Source organism: Tsukamurella ocularis (genome assembly GCF_024807615.1).
Classification (GTDB): Bacteria; Actinomycetota; Actinomycetes; order Mycobacteriales; family Mycobacteriaceae; genus Tsukamurella; species Tsukamurella ocularis.
Window position 1 is genome coordinate 762,164 of record NZ_JANUCJ010000001.1, and the last position, 14,869, is coordinate 777,032.

General features: G+C 71.2%; 19 protein-coding genes and 2 tRNA genes. 10 read left to right on the forward strand and 11 right to left on the reverse strand.

What is annotated here, in order from left to right; all coding sequences use genetic code 11:
- Positions 1–13 precede the first annotated feature (13 nt).
- The gene (locus HNP44_RS03810; RefSeq protein WP_259141387.1) at positions 14–1,141 is read right to left on the reverse strand and encodes a GGDEF domain-containing protein; all 1,128 of its coding nucleotides are present in this window, start codon (positions 1,139–1,141) and stop codon (positions 14–16) included.
- Positions 1,142–1,545: 404 nt separating this feature from the next.
- Here HNP44_RS03810 and HNP44_RS03815 point away from each other — a divergent pair, with 404 nt between their 5' ends.
- Positions 1,546–2,295, forward strand: coding sequence for a hypothetical protein (locus HNP44_RS03815; RefSeq protein WP_259141386.1), 750 nt, complete (start codon positions 1,546–1,548; stop codon positions 2,293–2,295).
- A gap of 241 nt (positions 2,296–2,536) precedes the next feature.
- Positions 2,537–3,247 carry a phosphatase PAP2 family protein gene (locus tag HNP44_RS03820; RefSeq protein WP_259141385.1) on the forward strand — a complete coding sequence of 237 codons (711 nt, stop codon included), beginning with the start codon at positions 2,537–2,539 and terminating at the stop codon, positions 3,245–3,247.
- On the opposite strand, the gene HNP44_RS03825 is transcribed toward HNP44_RS03820, so the two are convergent.
- From HNP44_RS03825 to HNP44_RS03855, 7 genes are all read right to left on the reverse strand, one after another.
- Positions 3,195–3,605 carry a carboxymuconolactone decarboxylase family protein gene (locus HNP44_RS03825; protein WP_259141384.1) on the reverse strand — a complete coding sequence of 137 codons (411 nt, stop codon included), beginning with the start codon at positions 3,603–3,605 and terminating at the stop codon, positions 3,195–3,197. The two genes, HNP44_RS03820 and HNP44_RS03825, sit on opposite strands and share 53 nt — an antisense overlap.
- 78 nt (positions 3,606–3,683) lie before the next feature.
- Entirely contained in the window at positions 3,684–4,064 is a 381-nt protein-coding gene (locus HNP44_RS03830) for a DUF779 domain-containing protein (protein WP_259141383.1), read from the reverse strand.
- A gap of 163 nt (positions 4,065–4,227) precedes the next feature.
- Entirely contained in the window at positions 4,228–5,508 is a 1,281-nt protein-coding gene (locus tag HNP44_RS03835) for an alpha-hydroxy-acid oxidizing protein (protein WP_259141382.1), read from the reverse strand.
- Between the two features lie 152 nt (positions 5,509–5,660).
- Positions 5,661–5,733: transfer RNA gene (locus tag HNP44_RS03840), tRNA-Arg, on the reverse strand.
- Between the two features lie 38 nt (positions 5,734–5,771).
- A tRNA-Ser gene (locus HNP44_RS03845) sits at positions 5,772–5,863 on the reverse strand.
- Between the two features lie 130 nt (positions 5,864–5,993).
- Positions 5,994–6,515 (reverse strand): hypothetical protein, encoded by a 522-nt coding sequence (locus HNP44_RS03850; protein ID WP_259141381.1) that lies wholly within the window; start codon positions 6,513–6,515, stop codon positions 5,994–5,996.
- Between the two features lie 71 nt (positions 6,516–6,586).
- The gene (locus HNP44_RS03855) at positions 6,587–7,147 is read right to left on the reverse strand and encodes an RNA polymerase sigma factor (protein WP_259141380.1); all 561 of its coding nucleotides are present in this window, start codon (positions 7,145–7,147) and stop codon (positions 6,587–6,589) included.
- A 115-nt stretch (positions 7,148–7,262) separates the two neighbouring features.
- On the opposite strand from HNP44_RS03855, the gene HNP44_RS03860 reads away from it, so the two are divergent.
- The 8 genes from HNP44_RS03860 (at position 7,263) to HNP44_RS03895 (ending at position 11,481) form a co-directional block, all read left to right on the forward strand.
- The gene (locus HNP44_RS03860) at positions 7,263–7,739 is read left to right on the forward strand and encodes an Asp23/Gls24 family envelope stress response protein (RefSeq protein WP_259141379.1); all 477 of its coding nucleotides are present in this window, start codon (positions 7,263–7,265) and stop codon (positions 7,737–7,739) included.
- Positions 7,736–8,059, forward strand: coding sequence for a hypothetical protein (locus tag HNP44_RS03865; RefSeq protein ID WP_259141378.1), 324 nt, complete (start codon positions 7,736–7,738; stop codon positions 8,057–8,059). Before HNP44_RS03860 ends, HNP44_RS03865 begins: the two co-directional genes overlap by 4 nt.
- Positions 8,056–8,241, forward strand: a complete 186-nt coding sequence (locus tag HNP44_RS03870; RefSeq protein ID WP_259141377.1) for a DUF2273 domain-containing protein — start codon at positions 8,056–8,058, stop codon at positions 8,239–8,241. Before HNP44_RS03865 ends, HNP44_RS03870 begins: the two co-directional genes overlap by 4 nt.
- 2 nt (positions 8,242–8,243) lie before the next feature.
- Positions 8,244–9,071: a hypothetical protein gene (locus tag HNP44_RS03875; protein WP_259141376.1), complete on the forward strand. Its 828-nt coding sequence runs from the start codon at positions 8,244–8,246 to the stop codon at positions 9,069–9,071.
- Complete coding sequence (locus HNP44_RS03880; RefSeq protein ID WP_259141375.1) at positions 9,068–9,658, forward strand: alkaline shock response membrane anchor protein AmaP; 591 nt, start codon at positions 9,068–9,070, stop codon at positions 9,656–9,658. The genes HNP44_RS03875 and HNP44_RS03880 overlap by 4 nt, the downstream gene beginning before the upstream one ends.
- 2 nt (positions 9,659–9,660) lie before the next feature.
- The gene (locus HNP44_RS03885; protein WP_259141374.1) at positions 9,661–9,870 is read left to right on the forward strand and encodes a CsbD family protein; all 210 of its coding nucleotides are present in this window, start codon (positions 9,661–9,663) and stop codon (positions 9,868–9,870) included.
- An 88-nt stretch (positions 9,871–9,958) separates the two neighbouring features.
- Positions 9,959–11,050, forward strand: coding sequence for a histidinol-phosphate transaminase (hisC, locus tag HNP44_RS03890; RefSeq protein WP_259141373.1), 1,092 nt, complete (start codon positions 9,959–9,961; stop codon positions 11,048–11,050).
- A complete protein-coding gene (locus HNP44_RS03895) occupies positions 11,047–11,481 on the forward strand; it encodes an acyl-CoA thioesterase (protein ID WP_259141372.1) in 435 nt (144 codons plus the stop codon). The genes hisC and HNP44_RS03895 overlap by 4 nt, the downstream gene beginning before the upstream one ends.
- On the opposite strand, the gene HNP44_RS03900 is transcribed toward HNP44_RS03895, so the two are convergent.
- The 3 genes from HNP44_RS03900 to HNP44_RS03910 form a co-directional block, all read right to left on the reverse strand.
- Positions 11,454–12,683, reverse strand: a complete 1,230-nt coding sequence (locus tag HNP44_RS03900; protein ID WP_259141371.1) for a hypothetical protein — start codon at positions 12,681–12,683, stop codon at positions 11,454–11,456. The two genes, HNP44_RS03895 and HNP44_RS03900, sit on opposite strands and share 28 nt — an antisense overlap.
- Entirely contained in the window at positions 12,664–13,806 is a 1,143-nt protein-coding gene (locus HNP44_RS03905) for an acyltransferase family protein (RefSeq protein WP_259141370.1), read from the reverse strand. Before HNP44_RS03905 ends, HNP44_RS03900 begins: the two co-directional genes overlap by 20 nt.
- 77 nt (positions 13,807–13,883) lie before the next feature.
- Positions 13,884–14,849 carry a GlxA family transcriptional regulator gene (locus HNP44_RS03910; RefSeq protein ID WP_259141369.1) on the reverse strand — a complete coding sequence of 322 codons (966 nt, stop codon included), beginning with the start codon at positions 14,847–14,849 and terminating at the stop codon, positions 13,884–13,886.
- Positions 14,850–14,869: the final 20 nt, after the last annotated feature.

Sequence of the window (14,869 nt, forward strand, 5' to 3'; positions counted from 1 at the left end):
CCGACGGTGCCCGTCAGGCTTCGGCGGTCGCGTCGTCGACCGCCACTGCGTCCGTCGGATGCCGCTTCGCCCGATACATCAGCGCGTCCGCCCGTCCGGACAGTTCCTCGAGCCGGCCGGACCACGTCTCGGCCGAAACGACGACGACCCCCATGCTGCCGCGGATCCCGGCACCGTCCGGGGCCGCTCGCGGCGCCATCAGCGAGCACAATCGGTCGACCAACAGCTGCGCTTGAGCGTGTCCATCACGGATCGCGAAGATCCCGAACTCGTCACCGCCCCACCGGGCTCCGAGACTCTTGGGAATGTTCTCGCGCAGCATCGATGCGACGGTGACGAGCAACTCGTCGCCGCCGACGTGCCCGTGCGTGTCGTTGAACGTCTTGAACCCGTCGAGGTCAATCGCAGCCATGACCAGCACCGCGTCGCGGTCCGTCCGGGTAGCCACGGCCCGGCGCATCGCGAGCCCCATTCCGCGGCGGTTCAGCAGCTTCGTCAGCGGATCGATCGACGATTCGTTGGCGAGCGTGACGAACCCTCGGCGACCGACCTCGATGGCGAACTGCGCGGCAACGGGCACCCCCACGACCGTCGCGATCACAGGCGTTACGACCACATACATCGCCGCGGGGGCGATTCCGTCGTGGACCACGGCCGCCACCACGAGCGACAGGATCAGCACGAGCGAGTAGGCGCAGTGCAGCAGCAGGACTCGCCATCCCAGGAAGAAGGCCGCGAACAGCCCCATCATGGCAAGGTGCAGGGTCCCCGTGATCCGCACGTACGGGCCGCTCATCACGACGGCCGCAACGGTGAAGCACACATCCGAGAGCACGAGGAACCAGAGCGCTTCGGTGGCCGTCGGCCACGGACCGAACCACCACCGCAATCCCAGCAACGCCCCACTGATCGCGGCGGCGAAGTAGAACGCCGACTTGAGCGGGGTATCGGGTCCGAAGGGCACGTTGTTGGCGACCACGGCGATTGGAAGAAAGGACAATCCCAACGCCCCGAAGATCTTCCGCAGCGTCGCCTGCGCACGCGCGGCGCGGAGCGCCGCGCTGATCCTCCGATACTCGCTACGACCGGCAACGCGCCACGCCCGCGCGTTGAGCAATGCCCGCACCATGAACGTGGACATTACCTGCACACTACGCTGGTCAGGCCGAAGCCGGACGGCCTTCTCGACCTGCCGGATCTCCTGGCCCGACGGTGCCGCTTTCACACCGTCCGGTAGGCGGCCCCGACCGCCTCATAGGTGCGCGGGGCCCGCAGGTCAGCGGTCAGGAGGGTCATCCCGGTGATGCGCCGCGATTGTGCCCACCAGCGCGTCGTACGTCGCGCCCCCACCGATCCCTCGCGCCCCCAGAGCCGCGACCACCCGTCGGTGCTCAGTGACGGGAAGGTTGATCAAGGGTGCGTCGATGCCTGCGATGAGCGCGGCGGCGCATCACGATCCGGCCCGCTCCGTCGATGGTAGTTCTCCTACCATCGCTCCTGCCATATGTCGATGCGTTCGCACACTCACCCACGTAACCTGGGCAGATGCCCGATAGCCCGCTCGTTCCGGATCGCGTCCTGCACGTGTACCCGGACCTCGAACCCTCGCCTCTCGTCGGTGTGGACAACCTGCGCCCGCTGACCGGCGCGGACCTGGGTCTGTCCGCCGGGCTGGCGGACCGCGTGGATGCGTGGCACGCGCTCTTCACGAGTGACCACCTGGGCCACGAGGGCTGGCGCTCCGATGGCGCAGCGGCTGAGTACGCGCGCGAAGCGGACGCGATCCTCGAGTCCCTGGTAGCGGAACTACCGGGCTTCGTCATCGACTACCGGCTCTGGCCGATCGCGGCGCGCGGCTACACCGGCGGCTGGGCGACGGGGTGGTCCCCCTCGGGCGCGACCCCGCTTCCCGTGGGCACCGAGGTACGCCAGTTCGACGCGGCGCCCGAACGCTGGATCCGGCTCATGAACGACTACTCGGGCCCGCCGCTGTGGGCGACGTACGGCGGCATCGGGCCCGAGGACCTCGACCTGCCCGAGGACCTGGGCCGCGAGCTCGACGCCTGGCAGGCGGCGTTCGATCGCGGGTTCCACTGGGAGACCGGTTGGCGGACGGACGATCTCGCGGCGACGCACGCCGTCGAGGGACGACAGCTCCTGCCGCTCGTCGCCGCGGAGCTCCCCGGCCACCTCGTCGAACTACGGATCGGCGACGAGCACGCCTACGCGGGCGCCTGGGTCGACGGCTGGTTGCCGACGCTGCCAGACGTGGCCTTCACGCCGTGGAGCGACTGACTCAGTCCACCGGGATCGTCGTGGTGCCGAGCAGATCCCCGAGTTGCCACGGATCGAGCCCGTTGGCGGCGTTCATGTCGCACCGCACCCTGCCGTAGCCCTCCGGCAGTCCGCCGCCGTAGCCGCTGCCGCCTCAGCCTCTTCCGCATGCGCTCACGCTATGCGGGAACCCCCGGTCATGAGGGGCGCTTTACCCGGTCTTGGGTTGCGCGAACGACTTTCGCGCAGGCAATCTGGTCGGATGCTCACCTTCTCCCGACCCAGCAGGAACTACCTGGCCGGCGCGGTCGCGCTCGTCGCAGCCGTCGTCGCGCTTGGCCTGCTCGTCGGGTGGAAGCCCGTCACCGAGGCCGACGGCGAGGTGCTCGAGGAGATGATCGAGCACCGCGACTCGGCGACAACTTCGGTGATGACGCTCATCACCGACGTCTTCTCCCCGGGCGGCACCATCGCGATCGGTATCGCCGTCGCGGCGCTCCTGGCCTGGCGCCGGTCCGCGGCATCGGCCGTCTTCGTGCTCGGCAGCACCGCCGTCGCCTCCGCGGCGACCCTCGCGTTGAAGTACGCCTTCGCGCGACAGCGACCCCCGCTGATCGACCACCTCGCCAACGAGACCGACTACGGCTTCCCGTCGGGGCACGTCACCGGCACGACAGCCCTGCTCCTGGCCACGACGGTGGCAATCACCGCCGGTTGGACCGCCCGGCGGCGACTGCTCGCACTCCTCGTGCCCGCCGCGGTGATCGGCGCCGTCGCGGCGAGCCGCCTTTACCTGGGCGTGCACTGGTTCTCCGACACCGCGGCCGGCTTCGCGATCGGCCTCGCTGGCGTCGCCGTCGGGCTGGCGCTGCTCCCGCCCGCGTCGTGGTCGCGCTGGGACCGCAGGCTGGCCGACACCCTCAGGAGTCGTCGCGCTCCGCGAACACGTCCCGTCCGACCAGCGTCGCATTGATGGCGCGCGGGAAGCCCGCGTACGGCGCGACGTGCAGCAGCGCCTCGACGACCTCGTCGCGGGTGATCCCGACGTTGAGCGCGGCGTTGATGTGCACCCGGAGCTGCGGCTCGGCGCCGCCGAGTGCGCTGAGCACGCCCAGCGTCACCAGTTGACGGCTCCGCGGGTCGAGACCGGGCCGCGCGTAGACGTCCCCGAATCCCCACGCGGCCACGTGGTGGGCGAGGGCGGGACTGATCTCACCCAGGGAGTCGATGACGGCCCGGCCGGCCTCGCCGTCGATCGTCTCGAGGACCGCGAGCCCCGCTTCCCGTCGGGCGATCGATTCGGCGCTGTCGATGTCGTACTGCTCGGGCATGGCGCTTCCCCTTCCGACGGCCCGTCGTTCGCGGGCCTCACGGTCGAGGCTAGGACTTCGAGCGCGCTCGAACACAAGTCACGTCTGTGGGACGACGGGGCAGGCGGCACCGTCGGCGCCCGTGATCCGCACCCGGGAGACGAACCGCTTGCCCGTGGAGCCCTCGAGCGAGAAGCCGGCGGCGCGGCCGGGCGCGAGGTCCAGGACGAGCACGCTGTTCGCCCACACCCGGGCCTCGCCGTCAGAGACCCAGACCGGCACGTCGCGCCCATCCCCGAGTTCGACGGTGCCGAGCCGCACGGTGGCATCACCCACACGGAACTCGTCGACGGTAAAAACCATGGGCGCCGAGCCGTCGCAGCAGCCGCCGCTCTGGTGGATCAGCAGCGGGCCGTTGCCGTCCCACAACTCGCCCAGCATCTCCCGCGCCGCCTGCGTCGATTCCACCCGCTCGTCCATACCGCTCCCATCGTCTCCCTCGACGGTAGCCCAGCCCGATCGCGGAAGCGCCGGGTCAGATGAACCGACTGGGAAGTGCACGCATCACATTCGCGTCGACTTCGGAGTGACTGCTGGGCTCGCCGGATCCGAAGGAGTCCCCAGGTCTGTGCAGCCGCATCGGTCAGTTCGTGCGCCGCAGCTCGAGATCGGCCGCCGCCCTCACACCGCTCAGACTCAACGTCAGATCGAGTTCGGCCAGGATGTGGTTGAGAACCGCAGTCACACCGTTCGCCCCGGCGATCGCGAGTCCGTACGTCCACGGTCGCCCGATCGCGACCACGTCTGCTCCAAGAGCGAGCGCCTTGGCGACGTCGGACCCGGTGCGTACGCCCGAGTCGAAGATGATCGGTGCTCCGCCCGCGGCCTCCACGATCTCGGGAAGCATCGTCAGCGAGGCGACCGCACCGTCGACCTGCCGGCCGCCGTGGTTGGACACCCACATGCCGTCGGCGCCGGAGTCCAGAGCGAGCCGCACGTCCTGTGCGGACTGCACGCCCTTGACCAGGACCGGCAGCGACGTGTGCTGCTTGAGCCAGGTGAACCGGTCCCACGTGAGGTCCTGCCGCGAGAAGCCCTCGAGGAAGGTTTCGACTGAGGCACGAGGCACCGGCGAGGCCAGATTGCGCACGAAGCCACCGGGCACGCGCTTCGCCATACCGAACAGCGCCCGCACTGCTTGCGGACGCGGGAACGGATCCTTGGGCTTCTCGACTGCGGCGGGTGCGGCGATCCGGTCGCGCACCTGCTGTCGGAAGACGGGGTCCGAGGTGTACTGCGCGATTCCGAGCGCGCGAGCGAAGGGCAGGAAGCCGCGATCGAGATCCTCTGTGCGCCATCCCAGCGAGGTGGTGTCGAGGGTGACGACGATCGCCTTCGCACCGCACCGCTCAGCGCGTTGGACCAACGAGACCGCGAGCTCGTCGCTCTGCGGCCAATACAGCTGGTACCAGAACGGAGTGTCGCCGAGCTCACGGGCGATGGCCTCCATGGGTGCCGCGGCCTGGCTTGAGATCGTCATCGGCACTCCGGCTTGCCGGGCGCCGCGGGCCACGCCCACATCCGCCCGAGAACGCACCAGATCCAGCGCGCCAACCGGCGCAGTGATCACAGGGTGCGGGTGCACGGTGCCGAACATTCGCAGCGAGAGGTCCCGGTCGGCCGTATCGCGGCCCATCCGAGGGACGATGCGCCACCGATCGAAGGCCTCACGGTTCGCTCGCATCGTCGCGCCCGAACCTGCGCCCCCGGCGATGTAGCCGTACGCCTCCCGGCCCAGCTTGCGCTTCGCGGCGGCCTCCAGACGTGCCGTCTCAGTGGGGACAGTGGGTCGGTATCCGAAGGTGCCGCGGCGGTAGATCCGATCCTGCGCAGCACGGCCAATCGATACGAAACCTGTGGTCATGGAGAGAAATCTACTGAAGCCGAGCGATGAAGGCCTGCCCGAGCGCACTCGCGTCCGTCTCCGGGGAGAACGCGATGATGGTGCCGTTCAGCGACCAGACGAGTCAGGGCCGGAATCCTGTATCGGAAACCGGCCCTGACCTGTATTTTCTGTGCGCCCGAAGGGATTCGAACCCCTGACCTTCTGATCCGTAGTCAGATGCTCTATCCACTGAGCTACGGGCGCATACCCATATTCAATTCTCGCCGGTCCGAAGACCGACGTGGCGGAGGCGAGAGGATTTGAACCTCCGGTCCGGTGTTGGCCGGACAACTCATTAGCAGTGAGTCCCATTCGGCCGCTCTGGCACGCCTCCAAATCGGACGCGCTGCGCGAGCGATCCTTACGGGTCACGCGCAACCGCCGAGCAGCTACATTACACAACGTCTCCGCAACCCACAAAACCGCTGGTCATCTTCCGTTCACGTGCGGGCCGCGTGGCGCGCTCAGATCGGCTCCGGCGTGAGCACGTCCTCCCAGGTGAGATCGATGCGCACATCGACGGTGCCGACCATGCGCCGCACGACGTCGGCCGCCAGGGCCCGCAGGCGCTCGCCACCGTCGAACAACGTGTGCGACCGGCCGTCCGCCCCCACCGCGACGAGGTGGACGTGGATCGCGGCCAGTGCGCCGCCGGTGAGATCGAGCGCGACATCGGCGACGGCGGCGGACTCGGCGGCGGCGGCGTCGGAGAGCGCCGCCGTGATCGCCTTCGAGAGAGCCAGCTCGGTCACGGCGATCCCCTGCCGCACCGTCGAGATCGGGCGGGACCGCCGGGGCAGCGCGGAGACCTGCTGGGCGACGGCCTCGCGCAGCCGGTCGATGGCGTCAGCGCCCCAGCGCGGATCGACCTCGGGCGTCTCGGCATCGGGTCCGGACAGCCCGGCGAGCCGACGCGTCGCGTCGGCTATCCAATCGGTGGCCTGCGCCGGTTCGGCGTCGCCACTCTCCAGTCGCCTGAAACTCATCGCTCCCCCAGTGTGACCACGTCCTGTCGGATTGCACAACGGTCCGGCCTTCGTGGGCCGCGTCGGATCGCTCATGGCCAGTACTCCCCCAGCGTCTCCGCGAGGCGCTGCCGCGTCCGCTGGAGGTGGCCGCGCACCGACCCCTCCGTCGTCCGCAGAACGCCCGCGATCTCGGCGATGGAGAGCCCGTCCACCTCGCGGAGCCACCAGGCCGCACGGGCCGGGTATGGCAGGCGCCCCAGCTCCCGGGCGAGCGCGTCGAGGAAGTCCCTGTCGGTCGCCTTCTCACCGGGGCCAGGCTCGCGCGCGACGGCCTCGTCGACGGCCTCCGAGTCGACGACGGGCGCGCGGCGACGCAGCACGTCAGCGGTCTTGCGGGCAGCGATCGAGAACAGCCAGGTCCGCAGGCTCGAGCGGAAGGCGAAGCTCGGGAGCGCCTTCCACGCGGCGATGAGCGATTCCTGCACGATGTCGTCGCAGTCGCTGCGTTCGGGCATCGTCCGCGCGACGAACCGATGCAGCGCGGGGGCGTGCCGCTGGACGAGCACGTCGAAGGCCGCGGCGTCGCCGCGCTGGGCGCGCCTCGCCAGGGTCTCGTCGGGCAGCGACGGCAGCAGCTCCGATTCGAACAACCACCCTCCAAGTGTGAGATGGATCACAATCGCGTGCCGATCTCCGAGAGACGGCGACTCACCAAGTGTGCCGGAACGGATCCCGGTACATCAGTCGACACAAGGGAGACCGAAGATGACCTCGACCACCACCAAGCCCGCCCCGACCGCCGACGAGTCGACGGCGACGAAGCCCGGCACCGCGGTCGCGACGCAGGTCGGGCGCGGCAGCACCAACATCGCCGACGTGGTCGTGTCCAAGATCGCCGGCATCGCGGCCCGCGAGGTCGACGGCGTCTACGACCTCGGCGGCCAGGCCGCCCGCGTCGTCGGACGCATCCGCGAGACCCTCCCGGGCGCACCGGACCTCACGCAGGGCGTCACCGTCGAGGTCGGCGAGCGCCAGGCCGCGGTCGACGTGACGATCGTCGCCGAGTACGGCGTCGCGATCCACGACCTGGCCGCCGGCATCCGCAGCAACGTCATCGACGCCGTCGAGTCCATGACCGGTCTCGAGGTGACCGAGGTCAACGTCACCGTCCACGATGTCCACTTCGCCGACGACGACGATGTCGCCACCGGCGAGACGTCGACGGAGTCGCGGGTCCAGTGAGCGCCGCACGCGCCGCCCGGGTGGACGGGGTCGTGGCCGCCGTGACCGCGATCGACGGGGTCGTGGGCGTCCACGCTGGCGGCCCCGGCGCCCCCGCCACTCACCTCCCGGGCCGGACGGTGCGCGGCATCCGGCTCGACGACGACGGCGGGCAGGTGGCCGTCGTGCTCGAGTTCCGCCGCGACCTCGACCTCGTCGACCTCGCGGATCGCGTCCGTACGGCCGCCTCCGACGCCGCGGGAGTCCCCGTGGACGTCGTCGTATCCGATATCGCGGTGTCCGAGCAGGGCACCGCAGCACCGAAGGAGTTCACCGCATGACGCCAGGACACTTCACCGTGTGGGGAGGCGTGATCGGCCTGCTCGTGGCGATCGCCGTCGTGGTCGGCGGCCTGGTCGGCCTCCTGCTCGCGATCGTCCTCGGCACGGCCGGCGCGGCCGTGGGCGCACACCTCGACGGGCTGATCGACCTCACCGCCCTGCGGCGCCGCGACCGGAGCTGACAATGACCACCGAATCGGTGACCCCCGACGGCCCGCTCGCCGCGGCGGTCACGGCCGACACCGTCGCCGCGGCGACCGGAGCCGATACCGGTGACGAGCGGCCCGCCGACACCGCGGGCCGGGGCCGCACCGTCATCGACGACCGCGTGCGGCGCCGGTTGGTCGAGCACGCAGCGCTCTCGGTGCCGGGCACCGAGCGGGTCCGCGGGCTCACGACGCGGCAACTGCCGTCCGTCCGCTTCGCCGACCGCGCCCGCAGCGAGCTCGATGTGCAGATCGCCGCGCAGTGGCCGCTCGACTCCGCCCGCCTGGTGCCCGCGGTCCGCTCCGCCGTCGACGACGAACTCTCCCGCAGCCTCGGCACGGCCCCGAAGGAGGTGCACGTGCACATCACCCGGATCAGTGAGGACCGCACGGATCCCCGCGCCACCCAGGCGCTAAGCACCGTCGCCGCCGCGACCGACGCGCCTTCCACGGCCCGCGACCTGCGCCGCCACGCACCGCGCCGCACGGCCGGTGCCAGCATCGCAACGGTGCCGCTGCTGCTCGCCGTCGTCGCGCTCGGCGTGGTCGCGGTCCGCGACGCCCTGGTCTCGCTCGGCTGGGTCGCCGGGAGCCGTTGGATCGACGCGGTGCCCCGCATCGCCGACGACGTGCGCTGGTCGTGGTGGGCCTGGCCCGCGACGGTCGGCGCCATCGTGCTGGGCCTGCTGCTGCTCATCGCCGCGGTGAAGCCGCGCCGCCGCAGCCACACTCCCGTCTCCGACGAACTGTGGTTCCACCGGCGGATCGCCCCCGACCGCCGCAGCGCCGAGGAGGTGGCCCGATGAAGGGCTCGACCCGCGTCATCGACCGGCTGCTCGCCGGCCTCGTCGGCCTCCTGCTGCTCGGCGGCGGCCTGTGGGCGCTCGGCGACCGGCTCGGCCAGCGGACCGCGACCGACGCCGCCGACCGTGTCTCGGTCCCGACGATCGTTCACCTGCCCGATCAGCCGTGGTGGCCCGCCGTCACCGGCGCCGCCGGCGCGGTCCTGGTGCTCGTGGCGCTGTGGCTGCTCGTCCGGCACCTGCGCAGCTCCGCCTCGCGGACCGCGCACACCCCGGGCGACGGCACCGTCGACCTCGGGCGCGTGGCCGATGCGGTCGCCGCCGACCTGGGGCGCAGCCCGCTGATCCGGCGCGCCCGCCCGTCGACCGTGATCGAGAAGGGGCGGCCCGTCATCCGGGTTGCCGTAGCGATCTCCCCCGGCGCAACCGTCGACGAGCTCGCGGCACTGGCGGCCGCCGCCCGCAACGACGTGGCCGCAGCGACCGGACCCGACGTTGCGTTCCAGGTCCTCGTGAACGACCGGCGCGGCGACAGAAGACTTGGGGAGCACCCCCGAGAAGAAGATCCAACGACCATCGAGAGGATGTGACCATGGGCATCGCAGACGACGCCAAGAACAAGGCGGAGGACCTCAAGGGACGCGCCAAGGAGGCCGCCGGCGCGGCCACGGGCAACGACGACCTCAAGGCCGAGGGGCAGGCGGATCAGGGCCTCGCCGCAGCGAAGGAGAAGATCTCCGAGGCCGCGGACAAGATCAAGGAGGGCGTCGACGCCGTCAAGGACAAGCTCTCGGGCAAGTGATCCGCTGCACCGACGGTCATCGGGCCGGTCCCATGCGGGACCGGCCTCGGTGGCCCCGGGGGCCGGGTCGTCGGTCTACCCTGGCCGGGTGGCCCTTGAGAACTCCCCCCGCCCCACGCCGCTGAGCATCCGCTCCGATCTCGACGCTCTCCCCGCGTACGTCCCGGGGAAGTCCGCGCCCGGCGCGATCAAGCTCGCCTCCAACGAGATCGTCGACGGCCCCCTGCCGTCGGTCGCCGCGGCCCTTGCCGAGGTGCTGCGCAGCGCCAACCGGTACCCCGACAACGGCGCGATCGCGCTCAAGGCCGAACTGGCGAAGCTCACCGGCGCCACCGAGGACCAGCTGCACGCGGGCTGCGGCTCCGTCGCCCTCTGCCAGGACCTCGTACAGGTCACCTGCCGCCCGGGCGACGAGGTGATCTTCGCGTGGCGCAGTTTCGAGGCCTACCCGATCGTGACCCGCGTCGTCGGCGCTACTCCGGTCCAGGTCCCGCTCACGGCCGATCACGCGCACGACCTGGACGCGATGGCCGCCGCGATCACCGACCGCACGCGCCTCATCTTCGTGTGCAACCCGAACAACCCCACAGGCACGACGGTCTCCGAGGAGGCCCTCGAGACGTTCCTGCAGAAGGTGCCGCCGCACGTGATCGTCGCCCTCGACGAGGCCTACTACGAGTACCACCGCGCCAACGAGCAGACCGGCGAGCGCATCGACGGCGCGGCCCTGATCTCCCGGCACCGCAACGTGATCGCGCTGCGCACTTTCTCCAAGGCCTACGGCCTCGCGGGCCTGCGGGTGGGCTACGCCATAGCCGACCCGGAGCTCATCGCCGCGCTCACCAAAGTGCACCTGCCCTTCTCCGTCAGCGTGCCCGCACAGGCCGCCGCGATCGCCTCGCTGCAAGCCAACGACGAGCTGCTCGCCCGCACCGAGGCCGTCGTCGCCGAGCGCACCCGCGCCCGGGACACGTTGCTGCAGGCCGGATTCGAGGTACCGCATACGCAGGCCAACTTCGTCTGGCTCCCCCTCGGCGCCGACGCCCTACGTTTCGCCGCTGACGCCGCCGAGGCCGGCCTCCTGGTCCGGGGCTTCGACGGTGCCGGGGTCCGCATCACCGTCACCACTCCCGAGGAGAACGACGCCTTCCTCGCCTTCGCCACGGGGTGGCGGCGGTGAGCCTCGGCAAGTACGAGTTCGCCTTCACCGCACACGTTCCCGTCCGCTGGTCGGACATGGACGCGCTGGGCCACGTGAACCACGCGCGGATGGTGACACTCCTGGAGGAGGCCCGCATCCAGTGGTTGCTCTCCGCAGGCGAGAAGTACGCGCCGCTGATCAAGAGCGCCTTCATCGCCGACGTCGCGATCAAGTACAAGGCACAGCTGTACCACGAGGATTCGCCCGTCCAGGTGGGCATGTACATCGCGTCGAACCGCAGCGTCGACTTCACCATCGGCTACGAGGTCCGCGCGAAAGAATCTGCGCCCGAGTCGAAGCCGGCGATCCTCGCGACCACGCAGATGGCGGTCGTCGACATCGAGAAGCGCAGCCTGCGCCGCCTGACCGACGAGGAGAAGACCTACCTCGCGTCCTGGTCGCGCGGCTGAGCAGGCGCGGGCTTCCACGCCTTCGGCGCCTCCCCCGGAAGTGCCGCACCCGGCCGAGCCGAATCCGTTAGTTCCGATGCGGATCCGGGCCGCGCCCCCGCCGCGCCGGGCAGAGCGCGCCGCACACCGTCGGGCAGCGCCGGCGGGAGGTCGCCCCGGGCGCCCATGATCTGCCCGGCGACGCGACGCGCGCTCTGCGTGGAGATCTCGCGCTCCCCGGAGCGCTGCACCAGCTCGTGGATCTGCTGGTCGATCGACTCGATCGACAGCCGCCGCGGCCGCTTGGAGTCGGCGACGTCCACGAGGTCGCCGACGCGCGTGAGCGCGGTGACTCGGTCGACCAGCTCGTCCCACACCGTGTCCAGCTCGCTCGATCGGGTGCCGTCGGCGAGGCCCGGCGCGTACCGCAGCTGACCCCAGACGCACTTGAGCTGCATCACGTCGACGGAGATCTGCACCAGGTCGGTCGGCAGGTCGAGCTGACCGAGCTGCTCGTCGAACTCGCCGGCGCTCACCGACCGGGAGTAGCTGACCTTGTCGTAGACCAGGCCGGCGACGAAGAGCAGCACGTCGTAGCGGTTCTCGAAGACGAGCAGGCCCTCGTCGGGGGCGCCGTGACCGTCGACCCAGCCCGCGAGCTGCGGGGCGAGCCGCAGGGCCGGTCCGGCCACCCGTGCGACGGTCCGCGCGGCGACCGCTGCGGCCGACGGGGTGAGCGGCAGCGGCGTCAGGCAGAGCGCATCGAAGAGGGCGTCGCGCTCGTCGAGATCGAGGTGCACCGCGTCCTTGCGGGCGCGCCGCACGGCGCGGACGCCCGCAGCGAAGGAGATGCGGTTGAGCGTGAAGGCGTGTCGGAAGCCGGCGAGCTTGCGCCGCGCGTCAGCCCCGCGGACGGCATCGGCGGCGGCCTTGGCCTGCTGCAAGGGGTTGGCCGGGACACCGTCGGCCGAGGGTGGCGGCGCCTCGTGCTCGGCGATCCGGCTGAGCCGGCGCAGCTTGGCGTACCCGCCGATGTCCGGGAACGCACGCTCGGTGTCGAACCGGTTGAGCACCACCTCGCGGGCGGCGGGTTGCAGGTGCCCCGCGGCGATGAGCAGCGCAGCCTCGTCGGAGAGTTCGCGCCGCGGCATGGGGATGGCGCGCGCGTCGCACCAGCGACGCACCGGCGCCTCGATGTGCACTTCAGGCTCCTGCGCGGACATCCGTCACCTCCTTCTGCGTCGACGTGCGGCCTTCATCATCCCCGAAGGGCAGGGCGGCGCGCAGCGCCCACGCGAGCACGACGGTGACGACCGAGGTCGCAAGGAAGGCGACGGCGATGTTCCCGGTGAACGGCCCCCAGCCGAAGACGTCGAGGAGCAGCACGTCCATGACGATGAGGTGCACCAGGAAGTACTCGTAGGAGATCCCGCCCAGCCACACCATCGGACGGCTGCCGAGCAGCCGGTGGTACGGAGACCGCGCGCCCGGCGCCAGCCCGAGCGGGGCGATCAGCGCGGTCGCGATCAGCAGGTACAGCGCCGACTTCACCAGGGCCTCCGCCTGGCTCGCCGGCACCATCGTGGGCGGGCCGCCGATCACCGGCAGGGCGGAGACGACGAACCCCGTAAGGGCGACGGCGAGGCACGCGGGCGTGGCCCACCGCGGCCACTGTCGGACCAGGGGGACTGCCACCGTCAGGGCCATGCCGCCGACGAACCACCACAGGTAGGCGGGCGGCCACATGCGGGCCGTGCGCTCGATGCCGGGGGCGATCATGATCCACACGGGCGTGATCGCGGCCACGGCGGCGAGGCCGGCCAGCAGCCGCGCGGGCCGCCACCGATAGCGGCAGAGGACCACGGTGAGCGCCCAACCGATCAGCGGGAGCGCCAGGTAGAAGACCACCTCCACGGCGAGGCTCCACGCCTGCGTGAGCCCCACCCGCAGGTGCCCGAAGCCGTAGATCTGGGTGAAGGTGAGGTTCCGCAGCAGCCCGTCGACGCCCCGGCCCGACGGGTTCGGCTCGTGCCGGACGAGCCCCAGCGCGTACACCACGACCACGACCACCCAGTACGCCGGCACCACGCGCCGGAACCGGTGCCAGGCGTACCGCCGCAGGTCGGGCTGGTGCCCCGTGCCGTCCTGCAGCAGGCGCACCCACGGCCGGAACAGCAGGAAGCCCGACAGCGCGAAGAAGATGGGGACGCCGATCTCGAACCGCGCCCACAGGTGCCCGGCGAAGTCGTCGGTGTAGTGCCCCGTCGAGAACGCGGCGTGCGTCAGGCACACCGTGGCCGCCGCGACGGCACGCAGCCCGGTGAGCGGCGCTACCCGACTCTGCATCCGTTCATTTTGCCCGGTGACCCCCGGGCCCCGTCCAGCCGCCCGCCGGCGGTCGCCCGGGCCCGACGGTACGCCGCTCACGCGACCGGGGCGTCCCGGAAGACGCGACGGTAGCCGAGCGGCGTCATGCCGGTATCGCGGCGCAGGTGCGCCCGCAGGCTGGCGCCGGTGCCGAGGCCGGAATCCCGTGCGACGGCGTCGACGGACAGCTCGCTCGTCTCGAGCAGCTCACGGGCGCGGTCGAGGCGGCGGCGCAGGATCCACGCGCCGGGCGTCTGCCCCGTCTCCTCGCGGAACCGCCGATTGAAGGTGCGCACCGACATCCCCGCGCGCCGCGCGAGCACCTCGACGGACAGGTTCTCGTGCAGGTTCCGGACGGCCCAGTCCCGCGGTTCGACGGTGCTGCCCGCCCCGCTGACCGGCACGGGGACGTCGACGAACTGCGCCTGCGTGCCCTCGCGGGCGGGCGGCACCACGCAGTGTCGCGCGACCTTGTTGGCGACGGCGGCGCCGTGGTCGCTGCGGATCAGGTGCAGGCACAGGTCGAGGCCGGCGGCGAGCCCGGCGGAGGTGAAGACGTCTCCGTCGTCGGTGAACAGGACGTGATCGACGAGGCCGACGGCGGGGTAGAGCTTGCGCAGCTGCGCGCCGTACTTCCAGTGGGTGGTCACGCTCCGCCCGTCGAGCAGGCCCGCGGCGGCGAGCACGAAGGCGCCGGTGCAGATGGAGACGACGCGTGTGCCCGGACGGATGGTGGCGAGGGTGGCGCGGATGTCGTCGGGGAGGGTGCCGTCGAACCGGGGGCCATTGATCTTCGTACCGGGCACGATCACCGTGTCGGCGAGGGCGAGGGCCTCGGGGCCCGCCTCTGGCGTGATCGCGTAGCCGCCCGTCGCGCGGACGGGACTCCGATCGACGCCGCAGGTGATGACGCGGTAGAGGGGCCGGTCTGCCTCGTCGGTGGCCTCGGAGAAGCACAGCGGCGGGATCGCGGCATCGAAGCCGACGATGGGTTCCAGCAGCAGGACGGCGACGGTGTGCATGGCACGATTCTTTCATATCT